Origin of the sequence: Flectobacillus longus, assembly GCF_030056705.1 — a bacterium.
Lineage (GTDB): Bacteria > Bacteroidota > Bacteroidia > Cytophagales > Spirosomataceae > Flectobacillus > Flectobacillus longus.
The window spans coordinates 15156-37560 of the sequence record NZ_JASHIC010000012.1 but is presented as its reverse complement, the minus strand read 5'-3'; the positions used below and the strand labels follow the sequence as shown (position 1 = coordinate 37560).

Genomic DNA, 22405 nt, shown 5'->3' with positions numbered 1-22405 from the left:
ATGATTTAAGCTAAGCAATCAGCTATGGGCATTTGACAAAAGTGTTTCCATCATTTCATCAGAAATATTCCTAAACTTTTACTATTTCCATCGTTTCAAGATATACCAAATACCCTTCCACTTCGGTATAGCCCATAGCTTGATAGATTTTCTGGTAGTCTTTGACTTGATATTTGTGGCTATTGCTTTTTGAACCTGTCTTATAATCCAAAATCACAATCTTTGAGCCCATTTTGATTACTCTATCTGGACGTAATGGCGACTGATTGGGTCTTAGAATTTCTCTTTCATTTCTGATAAATCGCTCAGGAACTTCAAAAAACGGACTAATTTCAGGTAAATCAATGATTTTTTGAATAGTTGCTTTTAACTCTTCTTGCTCATTTTCGACTATTAACCCTTCACGTTGCAAATCTGCCAAAGCACTATCTATATCTTTTTTGGTTTTTATTTTGGCAAAAGCTGCGTGGACTTTATTTCCGTAATCTTTACTTTTTTCAAAAGTCTCTAAATCAAATAGTCTTTCCGCCGATTGTTTGAGCTGAATGGTCTGGCTACGTTCTGAGGTCACAATTTCCTGAATGGTCATCGTAGGAGCAATCTTTTCTTTTTCAGGTTTTAGGACCTTTGGCAAACCATCGTATAGCACCTTCGTGAAAGGTTCTTCGGAAGGCATTCCTTCGCCATCTACAAAGCGTAGCAATAAGCCACCGACAGTCTTATTGAGGTTTCTACTATCTCTTTTAACCACCATATACAGCCTATCTTTCGGACGAGTAAGCGCTACGTAGAGCATATTTAAGCTTTCAAGAAAAGTTTCTTCTTTCTCTGCACGATATTCATCTACTAAATGCGTATTTTCTAACTCCTTGACCATTTTGAGCGGTGCAGTCGTCAATGCTTTGGTAATATTCTCTTCGGCTTGTTCAACGATTAATTCTTCAAAAAGTCCTTCGTCTTCTAATCCGAACCAACGAGAAGAATTAAGTCCTGTGTCAATTGACCAATGACAATAAGGAATAATGACCACAGGAAACTCTAAACCTTTAGATTTATGTACACTTGTCACCGTAACGGCATTTTGCCCTGCTGGAGACATAATCGAAAGGCTTTCTTTTTTGTTTTCCCAATAATTGATAAAGTCTGTCAAGTGAGTACTTTTCATGTGCTGAAACTCAATGACAACATCCAAAAATCTGAAAATAAAGTCAAGCTCTTTGTCATGTTTGAAAAGCTCGAAAGTCTGTAATAACTTTTCGGCTATTTCGTACAAGCTCATTTGCTGTAAGGCGGTAGGTACAAGGCTTTTGTCAATTAATTCAAAAAACTTCAAGATGTCACGACTCTCTATGGTATCCTTGATAACCTTGTTTTCTTGCGTATTAGGAACTTTGTGCAAAACCACTCGATAGTACAAATACACCGCTTCATATTTGGCAAGCGCATTATCTGGATTTTGTACTACTTTCATGATCGCCATGATTAAATTGACGGCGTCTGAGGCTGCTAAGCTCAAAGAATCGGAAGAAATTACATCGATATTTCGTTCCTTCAGCGCATTAGCTATTACCTTAGAATCCTTATTTCTACGACATAAAACAGCCACATCTTTGAGCTTGTAACCGATGGCAAGTACTTCTTCTAGCACTTGCTCAACTTTTTCAATCATCAAGCGGTCAGTTTCTTTTCCTATGATAAAATCAACCTGTACATGACCGCCCTCCAAAGGTTTTGCAGGTACTTTTTGCGCAAAATATTCGTCATAAACCCTCGGCAAACTTGGGGCTATTGCCAAATACTCAGGGTCAACTTTGATGGCTTCAAATAAAGCGTTGTTAAAGCTGATGACTTCTGCCGAGCTTCGGTAATTGGTATTCAAGTTTTCGGGCTTGATATAGGGGCGAATACTCTCATAGCGTTCAACCAAAAAGGTATCGTCGGCAATAGGTTTGGTCAAATCATCAATTTGCTTTTTGTGCAAGTTGACAATCAAACCCATTTCGCCACCCCTGAATCGATAAATAGATTGTTTGGCGTCGCCCACAGCCAAGTTGAAGTGACCACTCGCGAGGGCGTTTTCTATCAAAGGCAAAAAGTTATGCCATTGTAGGGTAGAAGTATCCTGAAATTCATCTATCAAAATATGATTATATCGTTCGCCCAAACGCTCATAAATAAAAGGAATAGGCTCATTTACGACAATTTCGAGGATTTTACGGTTAAATTCCGAAATATGGATTTGTCCCGATTCGTCCTGAATAGCAGCGATTTCTTTTTTCAACTGACTCAACAAAGCGAGCTTTTTGATTTGCTTTAAGATTTCTCGATAAAGCAAAAATCTTGGTTTTAAACGCTTTTGCGCTTCTAATAGAAAGTTTCCTGTATCAGTTAGCGTATCGGCAATACCCATGATAGTGGCAGCGATAGGCTTAGTTGTACTTTTGGCATGCCAAGTATTGTCGGACAAAGCATTCAGAAATCTTGCACCAGGTTCTTTAAAAATATCAGCACCATTGGCCAATTGAATAAAATAACCAAACGGACCAGACTTTTTGAATGGAAAATCATCTACCGTCAAATCATTTTCGTTGGCAGTTTCAAGCGCAATCGCCACGATTTCTTTGATATGTTTTTCGACACCTTGATTAAAATCCTTGAGTTGCTGTTCAATTTTTAGAAAATCCAGAGGCTCTAGTGCGCCTAATTTTTCAATATGTTCTTGAAATTGGTCATTCAATAAATCTCGACCAAAATTGGCAATTTCGTCATTGATACCATTCCATGAGCGCCCATCGGTAGCTTTGTCTAATGCAAAACTTTTGATAGCCTCGGTAATTTGCTCGTAGGTTTCGGTATTAGTTTTTTGTAATAATTGCTCAACAGCAGCATCCAATAGCACTTCAGAATCGAGGTTTACTTCAAAATTGAACGGAAAACCTAATTCTTCTGTAAAGGCACTTACCACTCGCTGAACAAAGGAGTCGATAGTCGAAACCGAAAAGTTAGCGTATTCGTGTATGATATGCTTGAAAGTAGCGGAGGCACGGGCACGTAAGGTAACGTCGTCTATCTCGATACCTTCTTGCTGTAATTCTTCTAAAATCTGATTAAAAAGTCCTTGTTCCGTCGCTTGTTCTTGCGGGTCGTTACTTGAAAAAATACGGAGATATTTCAGGATACGTTCTTTCATTTCGCCCGCCGCTTTGTTCGTAAATGTTACTGCCAAGATATGGTTGAAATACCAAGGAGATTTGGAACGAAGCGCTAGTTTGATGTATTCCTTTGCTAAAGTGTAGGTTTTCCCCGAACCTGCCGAGGAAGAATATATTTTGAAATATGTTTCGTGCTGAGATGCACTCAAAAAATCCGTCATAAGTTTTGCTGTTAAAGCTGAGGAGGTACATTTTGGAGATACAAATTTAGAGAAATATTTAGGCTATTTTTCTAAAACGAAAACTGAAAAAATATTCAGATTTTAAAGGTGTTTTTAGGATAAAATCAAAAAGCTCCTTTTATCCTAACCGCCTACCATTCTTCACAAAAGCAGTATAATGAGTCTGACTTCCCGCCAAATTTAGCACGTGAACCACTGCTAATCAGCGGTTTGATACTTTTACATAATATACATACTTCAATGTTAACATCCTATTCTACGTATGTGGTGATTTTGATACCCATACTTTGCCTCATTTTTTACAAATTTATTTTCCGTTTATTAGGTATTATTATTGTTCCAGAAGACCGTATTGGTCTAGTAACCAAGAAGTTTGTCTTGTTTGGTGATAAAAAGTCTTTGCCCGAAGGCAGGATTTTTGCTACCGAAGGAGAGGCTGGTTTTCAAGCAAAACCATTAGCGCCAGGGATTTACTTTTGGCTTTGGATTTGGCAGTATGATGTCGTATTACAACCTCTTACCGTAGTGCCAACAGGTAAAATTGGTTTGGTTTTGGCACGTGATGGTAAGGAGTTAGAAACAGGTAGTATTTTGGCACGCAAGGTCGAATGCGATGGTTTTCAAGATGCTGAAGCATTTTTGAAAATTGGTGGTCGAAAAGGTCGACAAACTGCCGTAATCACAGCGGGTTCTTACCGCATAAACACACTTTTATTTGAAGTAGAAATTACAGACATCACAGAAATTCAGGAGAATATGGTGGGAATTATCACCACAATGGATGGTGCGTCGATTCCTGTCGGACAAATTTCTGGTAAGCCTATCGAAGGGCATAATAACTTTCAAGACGCCGACCAGTTTCTGAATGCTGGAGGTAACAAAGGTTTGCAACAGCAAGTAATCTTGGCAGGTTCGTATAACCTCAATCCGTGGTTTGCCCGCGTCGAAGAAATCCACATGACCGAGATTCCGATTGGACACGTTGGGGTTGTGATTTCGTATGTAGGCGAAGACGGCGTAGATATAAGTGGGACGGAGTTTAAGCATGGCAATATTGTCGAAAAAGGCTTTAAAGGTGTATGGAATGAACCTCTCGGTCCTGGTAAATATCCCTTGAATACTTATGTGCAAAAAATTGAATTGGTACCAACAACCAACTTAGTATTAAACTGGGCAAGTGCCCGTTCTGAATCCCACCAGTTGGATAAAAATCTTTCGACGATTACAGTGCGTTCTAAAGATGGTTTTCCATTTAATCTGGATGTTTCGCAAATCATTCATATTCCTAATTATGAAGCACCAAAAGTAATTGCTCGTTTTGGTAATATGAACAACTTGGTTAGTCAGGTGCTAGAACCAACGATTGGTAACTATTTCAGAAATTCGGCACAGGATTCAGACGTAATTTCATTTTTAGGTTCTCGTGCCGAGCGCCAAGATACAGCCCGAAGATATATTGCCGAAGTACTCAATCAATACAATGTAAATGCCGTAGATACGCTGATAGGGGATATCGTTCCGCCAGAATCTTTGATGAAAACTTTGACCGATCGGAAGTTGGCTGAAGAGCAAAAAGTAACCTATGATACACAAAAAATGGCGCAAGAAACCCGTCAGGCATTAGAGAAAGAAACGGCGATTGCTGATATTCAGAAAGATATTGTAAAAGCTGACCAAGGTGTATTAATTGCGGAAAGAATTGCTGACGCTGCTGTGAAAAAAGCACAAGGCGAAGCCCAAAGTTTGAAATTACAAGCTGGAGCAGAAGCAGAGAGAGTAAAACTCCAAGCTAGTGCCGAGTCGGAAAGAGTGAAGTTGTTGGCAACTGCGGAAGCCGAAAAAATTAGTAAAACTGGTAATGCAGAGGCCGAGAAAATTTTGGCCATTGGTAAAGCCGAAGCAGAATCGTATCAGTTACAAGTATCTGCTATGGGTGGTGATAATTTTACACAATTGAAAATCACTGAAAGTATCGGTAAAGAAAAAATCAAAGTAATGCCAGATATTTTAATTACTGGAGGTAACAATGAACAAGGTGGTCCATTGAGTGGGCTTTTAGGATTAAAATTGATGGAAGAAATGACCAAAAAACAAAAAAATGAAGAAAATCCTGCTGAATAATTGTCAGGAATAAAAACTACAAAAACAAAAACACCGACTAGCAATTTGGCAGTCGGTGTTTTGAAATGACATTCACTTTGAATACTCTATTAATTTAATTCTTGTACCAGGCCGACTCTAATACACTGCTATTATTTGATATAATTACCCTCGAAATATGCTTTCTTTTTCTAAAATAAGGCTATAAAGATTGTTTTGTTGTCGCATTTTTTGAGTAGAAATAATATCAGGAATAAGAAACTGAGAGGAATATAGATATTTGTCTGTTTCGCAATAATCCCTTAATTTGCTGATTAACAGAATATATACTTACCTCAGTTTTCTATGCAGACACTCATTACAAACGATGCCATTGTTTTTGGTTTACTTATTGGAATCATTGCTTTTACCTTTTATACTTCAAGTATTAAATCTTCTTTTTGGCAAAAGTTCTATCAAATTATTCCCAGTATTCTGGTTTGCTATTTTGTGCCAGGGTTACTCAATTCTTTTCATATTATTTCTGGAGAAGAATCTAAATTGTATGCAGTAGCGTCTAAGTTTCTGTTGCCAGCTTGTTTAGTTTATTTTACCATAAGTATCGATTTTCAGGCACTCAAAAAACTTGGTCCTAAAGCCTTAATTGTGTTTTTGGCAGGTTCGTTGGGCGTTATGGTTGGCGGGCCCGTTTCAATTTGGGTAGTCAAAACAATATGGCCAGAAGTACTAGCAGGAGAAGTATGGCGTGGATTAGCCACTATTGCAGGTAGTTGGATAGGAGGAAGTGCCAATCAGACAGCATTGAAGGAAGTTTTTCAACCTAGTCCTGAGGTCTTTTCTCAAGCAATTGCCGTTGATGTGATTACAGCTGAACTCTGGCTGGCTGTATTGCTATTTGGGGTAGCTCGTAGTGCCAAACTAGACAAATGGCTTGGTGCTGATACGACAGCCGTGGAGGAAGTAAAGCAGAAAATGGAAGCAGAGGCAGCCAACCAACAACAAAGTTTGAGTGTGAAAGATTTGATGATGGTCTTGTTTGTGGGCTTTGGAACTACAGCCTTTGCTCATGCCTGTGCCGATATAATTGTACCATTTATCGAAACTCATTATCCTGATTTGAAGAAATTTAGTCTTACCTCGTCATCATTTTGGGTGATTTCTTTGGTTACACTGTTTGGACTGGCATTATCACAAACTAAAGCTCGTCAGATAGAACGTATGGGAGCTTCACAATTTGGGTCACTTTTTTTGTATATCCTCATTGCAACCATCGGTATGCAGATGAACGTTATTTCGGCTTTAGACAAACCTCAGCTATTTCTGATTGGACTTATTTGGATGTCTTTTCATGCAGGATTTACTTTGCTAGCGGCTTATATTGTCAAAGCTCCCTTCTTTTTCACGGCTGTGGGCTCTCAGGCTAACGTAGGTGGTGCAGCTTCGGCGTCGGTAGTAGCGGCGGCTTTTCATCCTTCTTTGGCCTCGGTAGGTGTTTTGCTGGCAATATTGGGTTATGCCTTGGGCACGTATTGTGGTTATCTGACAGGTTTGATGATGCAATGGGTTAATAATCTGTAATTTAGTGGTTGGTGATTAAGTAATTTTTTTATAAAATCTAAAAGAAAAGGGTTCTAGCTTCAGCTAGAACCCTTTATTATTTGGAAAAAATCGTTTTGAAATCTAGAAATTTTGAGGAGCAAATGATGGATACGATGTGACATTCACAATCCTGCTCTCACGCCTAATAGGTACAATTACCTCTGTTCCTCAAAAAAGAAATGATTGAATTTCTCGTTACCTCGTCGATATACTCTAGGCACAAATCTTTTGTCCCCGAACGACCCGTTGTTTTCCAACCTGCTGGAACATCATTTTCCGCAGGAATGATGGTATGAATATGACCATCACAAATCACCTGATAGATTGTTTCTTGTTTCATTGCAGCACTTATTTACGTAAAGTGATTAGAATACGAATTATAAATATAACAAAAAAATCAAGAAAAAATTACATAAGTAGCAAAAAAACTATTAAATAATTATCAATAAATGGTTAAAATCTATTTTGTTAATAGGGATTGTGGTGAAGAGCTTTGATTTTTGTATATAATTGAGAAAATTATTCCATAAACATTTGACTATCAATGTTAATAGAAAGAGTGTAATAGGTCTGTATCATTCCAGAATTTTGGCGATATGGTTATGGTTTTGGATGATTCTATTCTTATTTTACACCTAATAAAAATTACCAAAGCTAAAAAGCTATTTTTTTCGGTATCTTATAACTGGTTTTCGTACTTTTGTCCAACAATTCCTTTTTATAAATTTAAAGACTAATCATGCTTAAATCTGTCCCGTTCAACCAAACTGTCGCCTTTCAACATTTAACAAAATTAAAAGCTGAAGTCGAACAAACACCTCTTAAAGAACTTTTCACAGCCGATTCAGAGCGTTTCGAGAAATACTCAATCCGTTTTGAAGACATTTTAGTTGATTATTCTAAAAACCTTGTCAACGAAAAAACAAAAGCAGCTTTGATTGCTTTGGCCAACGAATGTGAATTGGATGATGCCATCGAACGTATGTTCACTGGCGATTTGATTAACAAAACAGAAAACCGTGCAGTATTGCACGTAGCGCTACGTAATCGCTCAAATACACCCATCGCAGTAGGTGGCGAAGACGTGATGCCAGCGGTAAATGCTGTTTTGGATAAAATGAAAGACTTTTCTGAAAAAGTTATTTCAGGTGCTTGGAAAGGTTATTCTGACAAAGCTATTACCGATGTGGTAAATATCGGTATCGGTGGTTCGGATTTAGGACCTGTAATGGTAACAGAGGCCTTGAAACCATACAAAAATCACCTTAATTTACACTTTGTATCTAATGTAGATGGTACTCATATTGCAGAAGTTTTAAAGAAAGTTAATCCAGAAACAACCTTGTTTTTGATTGCTTCTAAAACTTTTACAACACAAGAAACTATGGCCAATGCACATTCTGCTCGTGATTGGTTTGTAGCAAACGGTGGTTCATTAGAGGCTGTTGCCAAACACTTCGTAGCCATTTCGACTAATGAAAAAGAAGTGGTTAAATTCGGTATCGACTCTGCCAATATGTTTGGTTTTTGGGATTGGGTTGGTGGTCGTTACTCTTTGTGGTCGGCTATTGGTTTATCGATTGTCCTTTCTATTGGTTTCGAAAACTTTATTGAACTGTTAGAAGGTGCTCACGCTATGGATAAGCACTTCAGAACTACAGATTTCAACGAAAATATCCCCGTGATTTTGGCATTAGTTGGTATTTGGTATAATAACTTCTTCGATGCTGATTCTCACGCTTTGTTGCCTTATGACCAATATATGCACCGTTTTGCAGCATATTTCCAACAAGGAGATATGGAGTCAAATGGTAAATATGTAGGACGAGACGGAAAAGCGGTTGATTATCAAACAGGTCCAATTATCTGGGGCGAGCCAGGAACAAACGGTCAGCACGCTTTCTATCAATTGATTCACCAAGGTACAAAATTGATTCCTTGTGATTTCTTGGCGCCTGCACAATCTCAAAATGTGATTGGCAATCACCATCAATTATTGTTGTCGAACTTCTTTGCTCAAACTGAAGCATTGATGAACGGCAAAACGTATGAAGAAGTAGTAGCGGAATTCGAGAAAGCGGGTAAATCTGCTGAAGAAATTGCTGAATTAGCACCATTCAAAGTTTTTCAAGGAAACAGACCAACTAACTCTATCTTGTTCAAAAAATTAACTCCACGCACTTTGGGTAGCTTGGTAGCAATGTACGAGCACAAAATCTTTGTTCAAGGAGTTATTTGGAATATCTTTAGTTATGACCAATGGGGTGTAGAATTAGGTAAGCAGTTGGCAAATAAGATTTTACCAGAATTAGCTTCGGAAGATAGCATTACCTCGCACGACTCTTCAACTAACGGTTTGATTAACGCATACAAAGCTTGGAGATAGAGTGAGTGATGAATTTAGTGATTGAGCGAGTTGTGATTTAGTGATTGATTTTTTACGAGTAGAGACGCAATGTTTGCGTCTGAGGATATATCAACTGGAATTATAGCTTCAAAAAGGGCGGTCGAAATTTGTTTTTGACCGCCTTTTTTGATTGATTATTGTTAAAACTAAATTTTAGTAATTGAAGAGTGATAGTCCGAGATAAATTCTCGAATTTGTTATTTGTAACTTGCAAATGCTAGGGCACTGCACAGTGTCTATTTGTTTTGTTCTATTAACTGATATACCGTTAACTAATAACGTGCTTTCACTCAAACCCCAAAAATAATTATGGAATACCTTCTCAACTTATTTTTACTATTATCAACAATCTCGGGTTTCTCGCAATCTGAAACTTTTGAGAAAAGAATCTTTACTGATAAAGAAGGGCATATATTGCCATACAGAATTTTATTTCCAGAGAATTACGATGCCTCAAAAAAATATCCTATCGTATTAGTTTTACATGGTGCAGGCGAGCGTGGCAACGATAATGAAAAGCAGTTGACACATGGTTCTAAATTATTTTTGAGCCCTGAAAATCGCCAGAAATTTCCTGCCATTGTTATTTTTCCACAATGTCCTACAGATAGTTATTGGGCTTCTGTTAAAATTGATAGAAGTAAGTCTCCATTAGATATTGATTTTACTTATAACGAACAACCTAACTGGCCGTTAGCTGCCGCAGTAGATTTAGTAAAACAAATCAGTAAAACTGAAAAAGTAGATAAAAATCGTATCTATATCATGGGCTTGTCGATGGGAGGCATGGGGACATTTGAGGCAATTGCTCGCAATCCAAAATTATTTGCCGCTGCCGCGCCAATTTGTGGAGGAGCCAATCTGACTTGGGCCAAAAAATATGCTCAGACTATTCCCGTTTGGATATTTCATGGCGATGCTGATGGTGTCGTAAAAGTTGGCTATTCGAGAGATATGTATGCGGCCTTGCGTGCTTTGGAAGCCAAAGAAGTGAAATATACCGAGTATCCCAATGTGAATCATAATAGCTGGGATAACGCTTTTGCTGAACCAAATCTACTACCTTGGTTGTTTGAGCATAAGAAATAGTTTTGAGTCGACTTATTTAAAATACTATGATAACAAGACTTAAGTATGAGTGCTGAATTTTGAGTGTAATTTTATGATTACTAATATTTTATCTCATCAATTTCTTAGATTTTATTTTGCACGATTACTTAAGTATTCATGCAAAATAAAATTACATTAATACGCTTTAGACTATAAGCTGTAGGCATTAGGCAAAAAAGCTTCTATTATTTCATGAGAAATACTTTTTAACTTTTAGCCGAATGCAAAAAACTAGAGATTAATGCGGGTAAAATTAATTTAATTTTGCCCACCAACTTACTTTTTATGTTTTTAATTCATTATTTATGAAATTAACTTTCTCAGTTCTCCTTTTTTTATCGATATGTGCTCAGTCTTACGGACAAAATGACTCATTGGTGCATCAAAAAATCTATTTTGTAAAACCCAAAATTGAATTAACCACAGGCATTGGGTTGACGGTAGCGTCTTTTTTCGGTTTTCGACAATTAGATAAGGTAGCGCACTTATCAAAAGAAGATATTCTAAAACTGAATCCCAACGATTTGAATAGTTTTGATAGACCGATTGCGTTTAAAAATCCTGCCAATTTTGCCTCTGCCGAGAAGAATTCTGACTTATTCTTAAATCTTTCGCTGGTAAGTCCAGCGCTATTGATGCTTGATAAAAATATCCGAAAAGATTGGGTTGACTTACTGAGTATGTATATGATGAGCCATGCTGTAGATAATGCTCTGTATTTTGGTGCGGCGTATTCTATTCGTCGACCACGTCCGCTGACGTACAATCCCAATTTGACTGCGGAGGAAAAAATGGGAGATGGAAGAAGTAACTCGTTTTTTAGTGGACACGTTTCTTTTAGTTCAACAGCGACTTTTTTCTTGGCAAAAGTTTATACTGATTACCATCAAATAAAAGGATTGAAAAGAATAGGACTGTTTACGCTTGCTGCCATTCCGCCAGCCTTGGTTGGCTATTACCGAACAGAAGCTGGTAAGCATTTTAAATCAGATGTAATTACAGGTTTTGTATCGGGAGCTATTTGTGGTATTCTCGTTCCTGAATTTCATAAACGATTACAACAAAAGAAAAACTTAAGTTTTCAACCGATCTATTCTCCACAATTTGGGGGAGTAGCGGCTACGTTGGCATTTTAATGGTGAGTTGTGAATGGTGAATTAGGACTTTACGAAGGATTTCTAAATATTTCAGATTTGGGATTTCTGATTTCGGAAATATAGAAAGATACTTTTATTTTTTACAAAATACAGAAGCTTATACTTCCGAAATCCAATATCCGATATCCGAAATAAACAGTTTTTATAATCCTTCGTACAGTCCTAGTTGAAAATGGTGAATTAGGACTTGTCCTTGTTTCAAAACTCAGGGCAACCTATTTTAGGCAAGGACAACTCCGCACTCAAAACTCACAACTCCAATCAGTTTCCATCAGGTTTGCTTACTGAAACCAAAGGACTTACAGGGAAATCCCATGTGTTCAAATCATCGGGTTGAGCTGGATTATAGGCTTTAAAATTTTTGTTGAGATACTTTTCTATCCCTAAATGATTGGATTTGATTCCTTCTACGATACATTTTGCCAATTGGTATGCGCCATAGTTGCTGAAGTGTGTATCGTCATGAATAGCTTTTTCTTGATTCGGAAAACTATTAGCCTCATAATGGACAAAAGCCTTTTTTGAATTTTCTACGCCGAGTGTTTCCCAAAGTGTTTTACTCATATTATTCAAATCAATTAAGGCTACATGTTCGTCTTTGGCAACCTGACGCATAGCTTCAGGGAAATCTTCAAGCGTATTAATGATTTTACCATTTTCATCAAATCTACGGCGATGCATTGAGGTAACTAGTACAGGAGTAGCCCCTTTATCACGCGTTTTTTTGATGAAACTAATCAAATATTCTTTGTAGGTAGTTTGAGATTTGAGTCCAGAGCCTGGTTTTTGGTCGTTGTGTGCAAATTCAATAAAGAAATAATCGCCCTTTTTGATTTGACTCATGACTTTTTCAAGACGTTTTTCAGAAGTAAAACTTTTAATAGTTTCGCCTGACTCGGCATGGTTGGCAAAAACTACTTTTCTTGCTTGGAAAAAACTTGGAATCATTTGTCCCCAAGCGGCAAAAGGTTCAATGGCTTGGTCTACAACGGTGGAGTTTCCTGCCAAAAATACAGTTGGGATTTTACTCGAGGCAGGCGTAATTTCTATGGCACAGACTTTGGGCGATTTACCATTAAATTCGAGCGTCAGTTGGTGATCCCAATGTAAATATTCCTTTTCTCGAGTTTTGAGTTTTACGCTAGAAGAATCTGAAATTTCGGGATAGCGAACATTTACAGTAAAATTTTTAGTGACAAATTTTCCCTTCTCGGTCTCTACTTTTTCTAACATTAATCGGCGACATTCGGCTTTAACGCTTGTGGCAGAAGTCCCTTCGGCATCGCCCAAGATTACTTTGACATCATAATTTCCCTCAGGAATATCAACCGTAAAGAAAAAGGAAGTATTGCTGGTGCAGAAATCTGAGGTAATTGCATCCTTAGTAGCTCGATTTTCGGATAAGATTTTAGCGTTGGGCATAAACCCAAAACCTTTAGCCTTTGAATAATAGTCGCTTGGACTTACAGCTTGATAACCTTTGGCAACAGCACCTGTACCAAAATCAAACTTAAATGAATTTTTTACTTGTGAAAAAGCAGTCAAATTTACTGCTATCAACAGGCAGAGTGATAAAACGGATTTTTGTGAAAACATTTGTTTTGTTTTTAGTTAATTGCCTCGGAATAAACACTTTGTTTTCAACAGTTGATTGTAATAATATCGATTTTATAGGGGATTTTTGTAAAAGGTATAATACGTTTTACGTATAAATAAAGCAAAAACTAGCAATAACTTACTGATTTTTTCAGAATAAGCCAGCGTTTTATTAACCCATTTAAAAGCTCCGTAAAAGTCTATCACACCTACGGAGCTTTGAGAATTAATATTTACAACTCGACACTAGTAGTGTACGAAGGATTAAATTCGGATATCGGATGTTGGATTTCGGAAGTGTAAGCTTCTATATTTTGTAAAAAATAAAAGTATATTTCTATAATTTCCGAAATCAGAAATCCCAAATCCACAATGGTTTGAAATCTTTCGTACAGTCCTAACTCAAAATGCTATATTAAAGCGGCTAGTGTCCTGTGAAAACTTCCTCCATTTGTTCGAGCGTTTTGCCTTTGGTTTCTTTTACTTGAGTTTTGACAAAAACAAAACCTATCGTACATATTAGTGCGTACAAAGCAAAAGGACCATAAGTACCTAGTTTTTCTGCCAAAATAGGGAAGGTAAATACCAAAATAAAATAGGCAGCCCATAGGCATAGGATTGAGAAAGATGTTGCATTTCCTCGAATTGCATTGGGGAATATTTCAGAAATTAATACCCATGTTACTGGTGCAAGCGTAGTAGCGTAAATACTGATAGAAAGCAGGACTACAATGGATAGGTACAGCGCTGGGGCTTGTGTTTTTAGCAAAATAGCAATCAAAATATAGGCGATTGCTAATCCCAACGAGCCGACTTGCATCAGTGGTTTGCGACCAATTTTATCTACTAAAAACATGGCGAGTATCGTAAAAATGACATTGACAACACCAATAGAAACTGTCTCAAAAAGCTGTCTATTGAGATCTGCACCCACTGATTCGAAAATGGTAGAGGTGTAATTGAACACCACATTGATACCGCAAAGCTGCTGAAATACCGCCAATCCGATACCTACAAACAAAACTGGAAGATATTGTGGGGTAAAAATCGAAACTTGTGTGGTTGTTTTTTTGACACTTGATTCCACTTGATTGAGTGTATTGAGGGCAAAATCTTCTCCGCCAATTTTATGCAAAATAGCTAAACCTTCGGTCCTTTTCCCTTGTAAAATCAACCAACGTGGACTTTCGGGCAACCAAAATAAACCTGCTAGAAAAGCCAAAGCAGGTACTGCTCCCAAGCCAAACATCCAACGCCAAGCATTTGCGCCTGTATCGGCTATGGCATAATTGACAAGGTTGGTGATGAGAATCCCAAATACGATGGTAAGTTGATTAATAGATACATTGCGACCCCGAATGTCGGCTGGCGAAACTTCTGCGATATACATTGGGCTGAGCATCGATGCCATACCTACGCCCACACCCGCCATCAAGCGCATAACAAGAAAAAGAGTTAGGCTAGAAGAAAAGGCCATTCCTAAAGATGATAAAGCAAATGTGATAGCCGCAATCATCAAGGAAGGACGACGACCAAATTTTTCGGCGATTTTTCCTGCCAAATAGCAGCCTATCATACAACCAATCGCCAAAGTGCCTGTCAGAAAGCCTTCCCACCAAGCATTGAGCTCGAAAATAGTTTTGAGAAAGGGTAATGCACCAGCAATCACCGCAAAGTCAAAGCCAAAAAGATAGCCACCCAACGCCGAAATTGCTGAAATGAGTAGAGTATAGTTGGAATTATGTTTCATAATCAAATAGATTTGTAAAAGCCTTTAGGGGTTTGAAAAAATAGATTAAGCACTTCAAACAGATATGCTCAAAAAAAGCGAGGGGTTTATTGGACAGAGGTCTTTTGTATTACCCGACTACCTCATATTGTCTAACCAACAACATCCTTTATCCAAAGGATTGTATATTACTGATATTGGATATTATCCCAGAGCATCGTTTCACAATCGAGAGCGAGCCAGCGGTTGCGAACAATACATTTTGATTTATTGTGTCGATGGCGAAGGCTGGTATTCTGTCAATGAAGTTCGTAGGGTCATAAAACCTCATCAGTTTTTTGTGATTCCAGCCCAAACGCCCCACCAATACGGCGCTGATGTATCTAACCCTTGGAGTATTTATTGGATACATTTTACAGGTCAAAATGCCAAGGAATATCTTCAGTATTTGTTCCCAAATCAGAGTGTTTGGGTGCAGGATATTCCTGAAAACAAAGAACGAAATGCTTTATTTAAGGATATTTTGGCTCATATCGAAATGTCATATCATCAAGAACATGTGGTATATGCCAACCTTGCCTTGGGACAGTATTTGAATTCGTTCAAAATCACCCATTTTACTACTGTTGCTACTTCTGCTGAGCAAGACGACCCTATTTCAAATGTGATTCATTTCATGAAAGAACATCTGTCTGAAATCAAAACGCTGGAAGATTTTGCTCAAATAGCAGGTATGTCAGCCTCGCATTTTTCGGCAGTATTTCGTCAAAAATTACAAAGTACGCCTGTTCACTTTTTTACCTTTTTGAAAATGCAACGAGCCTGTTATCTTTTGGAGTTTACCACCTTAAGAGTCAAGGAAGTTGCCTTTCAAATGGGCTACCACGATCCTTATCATTTCTCAAGGGTATTTACCAACATCATGGGAAAATCGCCCCGTGATTTTCGAAATGATAAGGTACAGGGAGTTGATTATTTATAAAACCAACATTTTCTGATGTATCAATGCGCCTTGGTGATTGATGTTTTTGGCTAATACCGCATCAAAGAATTGTTTGGCTTCTTGGTTTTTACCCAAACCTAAACAGCCCAAGCCTTGCAAATATTGACAATGAATATGATTTCTTTCGTCCAAATCAACATCAAAAACCAACAAATCGGGAAGAGATACCGCAAAATAGTCGATTTTAATAGCGTCATATTGGTGCTTTTCGCCAAATTGAATCAATCGCTCAAAAATCTCTTGCGCCTTCTGAACTTTGCCTAATTTTTGCCAAGCCAAGCCTTGATAGAATATTTTATCAGGTTGTGGATCGTTGTAAAAAATCGCTTGAACAGGCTCTGAAATGCCTGAGGAGGCTTTTTGAAAATAACTTAATGCCAATTCATTGTTGCCTAAAGCTTCATAGCTAAGCCCTTTCCAATAATGAATATCGTTTTCTTGTGCTCCTAGCAACTTGCCTTCTCCTAAATTGACAGGATATGTTTCGGCTTGCTCTAATAAAACTAAGGCTTGATAAAAGTTCTTTTGCGCAAAAGCTATTTTGGCAAGTTCGATATGCGTAAAAAGATATTGTCCAACTACTTTTCCTTCGCCACCTTCCCAAGGGTGAAAGTTGCGCGTTGACAGTAAAACTCTAGCCTCCTCAAACTGCTCCGTTTGATTATGCAAAGCAATATACTCTAAATACAAATCATCCCTTTGAAGCGAAATGTCTTGACGTTCTTGTAAAAATGCTAATCGAGTTGCTGGAGCCACGTTGAGTTTTTTGTACAATTGGTCTAATTCCATCAAAACCCTAGCATCCGTTGGGTCAAGAAAATAGGCTTTTTCTAAAGCTTTTAACGCCTTTTCAGGTTCATTTTGCTTATTGTGATATGCCAAGGACAAGTTACGATAGGAGGTAGGAAACTCAGGTTTTAAGTGAGTCGATTTTTCCCATGCACTAATCGCTTCAGGATATTGTCTGTGGGCATACCAAAAATTTCCTAAGAAATAAAATACATTACCATCATTTGTACTTTCTTGAGATACCCAAAGCAAAGTGTTTAGTTCAAATAACCTATTCGGAAAAACTTTATCTGGCGATGCTAGTTGCGCTTGTTGCAAATACCCTGCTTTTTGAGCAGATAAATGTAGCTTGTCTGCCAAAAATGCCAAGGTATATAAGGCTATCGGATAAGTTTTGGATTTGTCTTTTTCCGATAAATACAATTCTAGTAAATAGGTTTCCAACAACTGATATGCTTCCGAATATAGTCCTGCTTGGATATAATCGTTGGCATATTCGAGGTAGTTGTGGACATACCCACGCATCAATTTTTTGAACTGATTCAAGCTTTCAAGACCTTCTGGCTGGTCTTTTTGAAGCAGATATTTCTCAAAATAGCAAAGCATGTTAAACTGATCAAAGGCTAAACTTTCTGAAATCAGTTGTAAGGCTTCCTCTTTTCTACCCAAAATTCTTAACAAAGAAACTTTCAATTGTCGAGTGCTATGCCCTTTCCAATTACGATACAAAGAGTCTGTGGCGTGATTTAGCGCTTCTTCATAATTATGCTGAATACTCGCAATTCGTGCTAATTCCAAGAAAGAAGCATCTTGCCATGCTGCCGACCAAGAGGCTTTGAAAAAAGCGGTATAGGCATGCGTTAATTCGTTGAGTTGCTTGAGACAAAGTCCCAAATTATAATAAGGTTCACTATCGTAAGGGTTTGGATTGCGAGCAGTAAGTGTTTGGATGGCTTTTTCAAAATAAGGTTTTGCCTTGACAAATTGCCCTTTTTTGTAGTACCATAACCCCATAGCATTGTTACAACGAAAGTCATGAGGGTCACGACGAAGTGCCTCTTCATAATAATCCATCGCCGAGTAGGTGGCATGACGATACTGCTCAATATGTTGTGCTGTTAAGAACAACTGCTCGATATGCTCAATAGCCGAAGGTGCTTGCGCAGCAATGGCAGGTTCTGGCAATTCGGGAGTTTGATAAACGTCTGGGGTATAACTCACCAACACTTTTCCTGCTTGAGAAATCACCTCAAGGGTATAGGCTTCGGGCGTATCGATTGTCCAAGCAATGGATTGGATGAATGGTTTTTCAGGAGATAAATCCGTTTTTTCTTCAAAAATTATGTGGTCATTTTTACGGAAAATAATACTAACAGCATGATATGGGGCAGTACCATAAGCCATTATTTGTACTTCAGAGGCAGTCCAAAGTAAGTTTACAGCCGCTTCTTTCGTCGCATTTTTGACCATGCCGATTTCGCTATAGGGCATAAAATACTGCGTAAATCGACGTTCTTCGTTAGGCATTATCCACGAAAAATCAGGCTGATTGTCGGTAAATACCCCCGTCATGAGTTCGATATAGGGTCCATCTTCGTCGGTAAGGTTTCTATCCCAAGCATAGCCAAATTCACCATTCCCCCAAGTCCATTGTTTTTTGCCAGGGGATATATGATGATTAGCCACGTGCAAAAGTCCTCCCTTGGTATCGTTTTCATAACCGCCCATAAAGTCATATTTGGACTGAATTGCCATGTAGGAAGTTGGGACAGGGATATTTTTGTAACCCGATATATCCGTGCCGGGCGAATAATCAATTTTGTAATACGTCCCCGTGGCAATAGGGAAGGAAGATACATCTCTTTTGCCATGGTCAAAAACGGCATACACATCGGGCGGAAATACCGATTGATAATGGTCATTGACTTTCACTGCTGGGTTGGCCCACCACAAAAAAGTCTGTGGTAAGGCGGTACGATTGTACAATACTCCTTTGATTTCGAGATAGGCTTTGTCAGGATATAGCGTAAAACCTGCCATGCCCTTGGTCGAAAACATTCGTTCTACTTCACTTACCCATACGGTTTGAGAGCCATCGGTGTTGGATTCTATCGTAAAATCAACGGGTTCGAAAGTGCTAGGGCGGTGATGTTGTGGCCAGTTGAATTCGATTCCACCCGAAATCCAAGGACCTGTGAGTCCTACCAAAGCGGGTTTGATGACTTGATTGTAATAGATAAAATGTCGTTGTTTTACTTTGTCGAAAGCCATTTGGATTCTGCCACCGAGTTCGGGCAAAATCATGATTTTAAGGTATTGATTTTCTAGAAAAACAGCTTGATAGGTTTGGTCATGTTTGGTATCTTCGATTTTCTCGATTACGGCATGAGGATACACCACTCCACTTGAACCTTGATAGACTCTTTTTTCGAGAAACATGGGATTTTTTTCTGATTCCCCGACGCCATAGGTGGGAATGATGATGGCTTCTTCCCAAACTTTTACTTCCATTTTGATATAGTGTTGTATAAAAAGGTGGGTTCAAAGGTAAATCCTTGAACCACTGGATTTACCTTTGAACTGTTGTGTTTTAAGTAATAAGAAAGGTTAAATTAATAGTATTTTTAAGGTATGGTTTGGTTATAACAATGCCTTCACAAAACCCATATACTATTAACTAATAACGTCTTCCTACTTATTAGAAAAGCGCTTGTATTGCTTTTGTCTCTAGGTTTTGTGTTGGGTTAAAGTCTTTGCTGTTGAGGTATTTGAGCAAGCTATATTTGAATTGTCGTGCAGACGGTCGATTTTCTAAATCTTTCACCAAATCTATACTACACACCATGAGCTTGCCTTTTCCAACTTTTGCCTCAAAAGCTAGTGACAAACGACGGTTTTCAAACCATGTATCGATAGGTTGGATTGTAGCTTTGAGCGTTTTAGGAAAATCATTGAGCAACATCACTTGGCTATGAGATAGCATGTCTTGCCATTGGTAATTGCTAAACTTTTCTGTCGGAAAATCTTTGAAAATAGGATGCTGTGTGTTGTTCAATAATCCCATCGTATGCGGAGCTTGTCCACTTGTCCATGCGGTATTCCAGAAGATACTCGAAAAGCCAATAGCTACTTCAGCGCCTTTGCCTTTTTTGATTTTACCATGGGTCAAAAGCAATACATTTTTGCCCACTTCCAAAGCAGTCATTACTTCTGGACTTAGTTCTTCTGCGATAAGGACATTGCCTTGTGCCGATTTCAAATCTACTTGTGATGGATATACCCAAAACTCCCACGAATTGTGAATAGTAGTGCCCGCTATGGTTGTCCAAAGAATGAGCTTTTGTGCTTTTTTGAAGTTTCTGAGCGATGCAGAAATGTTGCCAATGATTTGGTTATTAGAGATTTGTATTTCTGGTTTTATAAACGAACCTTTTTGATAAATCTTCCCTGATTCGTCATGAATACGCCATTGAATCGTTTGATTCAAGAGCTGTTTTGCACCAAAATGCGCTATTTCTAAAGCCGCCTCAAAGTTTTCTTGGTTTGTTAAAATAAGCTTTGGCATACGTGCCAACAGCACCGTTGAGTTACAAAACTGACGATATTCGTCTCCAGAAGTATAACCTTTAGATTCCCAAAAAGCATCAAGTGCACCCACAAGTGCTGTGCCTTGTCCTGAGAAATCGTGTAGCCCTAAAAGTTGAAACCCTCCAAAATTAGGTGTTCTCAATGCCGCTTCTATGTCAGCTTTGTAGCATAAAGTTTGCAATCGTCCAGAAGCGTATAAGAAGTCCTTCGCTTGGTCGCCCAACCCATTTTCTTCTAAGGTTTCTTTAAAAATCTCAAAATTGGTTGCTCTCAAAACGCCTTTGTATTTGGCGATTTCGTCGAGGTTGGGATAGGCGCACCATTGTCCAATTTCATGACTGATATAAGGCTTGTCTATTTTGCCCATGATTCCCGACCAGTCGTAAGTAGTCGAAGGAGCTTTGGCGTTGATGATACTATTAACGCCCTCGCCCCAACGCTGTATGCGAGCATCTGAATGAATATGAAAGTCGCTTTCTGGAATCATCGGCCAACCAGCGCCCGACGTATAGAGGTGACGGGTATCGAGAGCTTGGAAGTGTTTGACAAAACGAGCAAAAAACTCGTTTTGTTTACTACCAGCAGGCTCGTTGCCATAAGACATCATGATAAATGAAGGGTGATTGCCGTAAGTTTGTACCACTCGCTCAGATTCTTGGAAAATAAACTGGTCTATCAACCCGTCGGTCCCTACGGCACTACCTTGATTCGCCCAAAGTGGTCCTTCTACATATAGATATATCCCCAAACTATCTGCCACTTGAAACGCTATTTCTGGTGGGCACCACGAGTGAAAACGCAAATGGTTGAGACCATAATTTTTGATGGTTGTACCTATTTTCTCCCAATAAGAACGCTCCATAGAAGGATAGCCTGTGAGAGGAAATCCTGCACAATCGACATCGCCACGGAGGAAAATAGGACGGTTGTTCAGATGAATCCTTTTATTTTTAACACTGATTTCTCGCATACCAAACTGAAGCTTGTGCGCATCAAGTGTTTGATTTTCTTTGGTTAAATTTACTACTAGCGTATAAAGATTAGGATTGAATTCATCCCAGAATTTAGGATTGTTAATTTTGATGGTTTTAATAATCCATTGAGCATGAGAAGTGACTGAAATGTTTTCTGAAAAAGATTGATTATCAGCGTTTTTTAAACTGATATTTAATGCTAATTTACCCGAAAAATCTTCTTTGGACTTGTTCTCTACTAACACTTTTACCTCAACTTCAGAAGTATTGATATGAGGATAAACTTTGACGTCGGCAATGTGCACAAGTTCTTGCACTTGCAGACTAATATCGCCAATTACACCATTCCAGTTGGTTTGAGTGTGGTCGGTAATACTCGAAGAATTAGGACCGATATATAGTCGAACGCTATTATCAACCCTGATGGAAATACTATTGCCTTTTGCCTTTAAGTAATCCGTAATGTCGTAATCGTGTGGGGCTACTAGGCTATTTTGAGTACCGCAAAAATTACCATTGACAAAAACAGAACTTTCCCAATGACAACGTTCAAGATGGAGAATAATACGTTTTTTTGTCCAATTTTGAGGCATATCAAATGAACGCTTGTACCATGCCACGCCTACAAAGCTTTTTTTAGGCTTAAGCCAAAAGGGAATTTTGAGGTCTCCCGAACGATACTTGGCATATTTGGGTGAAAAAAAATAAGAACTATCAATCACATCGCCGACCCAAGGCGTTTGAAGAGTAATATCATTTCCTAAATTGTTTTCGGCTAATGAACCAGGGAGATTTGCTTTTTCTGAAAACGCAGAAAACCACCAATGCTCCTTTAAGCCCACATTTTCAGGGTCAAGTTTTACTTGCCATTGTCCTGATAAATTGAGACTGTTTTGTGAAAAAATAGAAAAAGTATTTAACAATAAAAGTGCAACGAGGTAAAGTTTAATTTTATCCAT

Annotated in this window: 12 protein-coding genes; 6 read left to right on the top strand and 6 right to left on the bottom strand. The window is 38.4% G+C overall.

The window, feature by feature from the left end:
- Window positions 1–70: 70 nt before the first annotated feature.
- Entirely contained in the window at window positions 71–3373 is a 3303-nt protein-coding gene (locus QM491_RS09985) for a UvrD-helicase domain-containing protein (RefSeq protein ID WP_283327354.1), read from the bottom strand.
- 261 nt (window positions 3374–3634) lie between these two features.
- On the opposite strand from QM491_RS09985, the gene QM491_RS09980 reads away from it, so the two are divergent.
- Entirely contained in the window at window positions 3635–5515 is a 1881-nt protein-coding gene (locus QM491_RS09980) for an SPFH domain-containing protein (RefSeq protein ID WP_283327353.1), read from the top strand.
- 324 nt (window positions 5516–5839) lie between these two features.
- Window positions 5840–7072: a DUF819 family protein gene (locus QM491_RS09975; RefSeq protein ID WP_283327352.1), complete on the top strand. Its 1233-nt coding sequence runs from the start codon at window positions 5840–5842 to the stop codon at window positions 7070–7072.
- Window positions 7073–7235: 163 nt separating this feature from the next.
- Here the strand turns inward: QM491_RS09975 and QM491_RS09970 are convergent, their stop codons facing one another.
- Window positions 7236–7433, bottom strand: a complete 198-nt coding sequence (locus tag QM491_RS09970) for an MbtH family NRPS accessory protein (protein ID WP_095162902.1) — start codon at window positions 7431–7433, stop codon at window positions 7236–7238.
- A 399-nt stretch (window positions 7434–7832) separates the two neighbouring features.
- Between QM491_RS09970 and pgi the strand changes: the two genes are divergently transcribed.
- The 3 genes from pgi (at window position 7833) to QM491_RS09955 (ending at window position 11746) form a co-directional block, all read left to right on the top strand.
- Window positions 7833–9479: a glucose-6-phosphate isomerase gene (gene pgi / locus QM491_RS09965; RefSeq protein ID WP_283327351.1), complete on the top strand. Its 1647-nt coding sequence runs from the start codon at window positions 7833–7835 to the stop codon at window positions 9477–9479.
- 330 nt (window positions 9480–9809) lie between these two features.
- Window positions 9810–10589 carry a carboxylesterase family protein gene (locus QM491_RS09960; RefSeq protein WP_283327350.1) on the top strand — a complete coding sequence of 260 codons (780 nt, stop codon included), beginning with the start codon at window positions 9810–9812 and terminating at the stop codon, window positions 10587–10589.
- Window positions 10590–10915: 326 nt separating this feature from the next.
- Window positions 10916–11746 carry a phosphatase PAP2 family protein gene (locus QM491_RS09955; protein ID WP_283327349.1) on the top strand — a complete coding sequence of 277 codons (831 nt, stop codon included), beginning with the start codon at window positions 10916–10918 and terminating at the stop codon, window positions 11744–11746.
- Window positions 11747–12028: 282 nt separating this feature from the next.
- Here the strand turns inward: QM491_RS09955 and QM491_RS09950 are convergent, their stop codons facing one another.
- Both QM491_RS09950 and QM491_RS09945 read right to left on the bottom strand, forming a co-directional pair.
- Entirely contained in the window at window positions 12029–13363 is a 1335-nt protein-coding gene (locus tag QM491_RS09950; RefSeq protein ID WP_283327348.1) for a rhamnogalacturonan acetylesterase, read from the bottom strand.
- 424 nt (window positions 13364–13787) lie between these two features.
- Window positions 13788–15113 carry a sugar porter family MFS transporter gene (locus tag QM491_RS09945; protein WP_283327347.1) on the bottom strand — a complete coding sequence of 442 codons (1326 nt, stop codon included), beginning with the start codon at window positions 15111–15113 and terminating at the stop codon, window positions 13788–13790.
- Window positions 15114–15177: 64 nt separating this feature from the next.
- On the opposite strand from QM491_RS09945, the gene QM491_RS09940 reads away from it, so the two are divergent.
- On the top strand, window positions 15178–16074 hold the full coding sequence (locus QM491_RS09940) for an AraC family transcriptional regulator (protein ID WP_283327346.1): 897 nt from the start codon (window positions 15178–15180) through the stop codon (window positions 16072–16074).
- Here QM491_RS09940 and QM491_RS09935 read toward each other — a convergent pair.
- Window positions 16069–19395, bottom strand: a complete 3327-nt coding sequence (locus QM491_RS09935; protein WP_283327345.1) for a DUF5107 domain-containing protein — start codon at window positions 19393–19395, stop codon at window positions 16069–16071. The two genes, QM491_RS09940 and QM491_RS09935, sit on opposite strands and share 6 nt — an antisense overlap.
- Before the next feature lie 187 nt (window positions 19396–19582).
- Window positions 19583–22405, bottom strand: coding sequence for a glycoside hydrolase family 2 protein (locus QM491_RS09930; RefSeq protein WP_283327344.1), 2823 nt, complete (start codon window positions 22403–22405; stop codon window positions 19583–19585).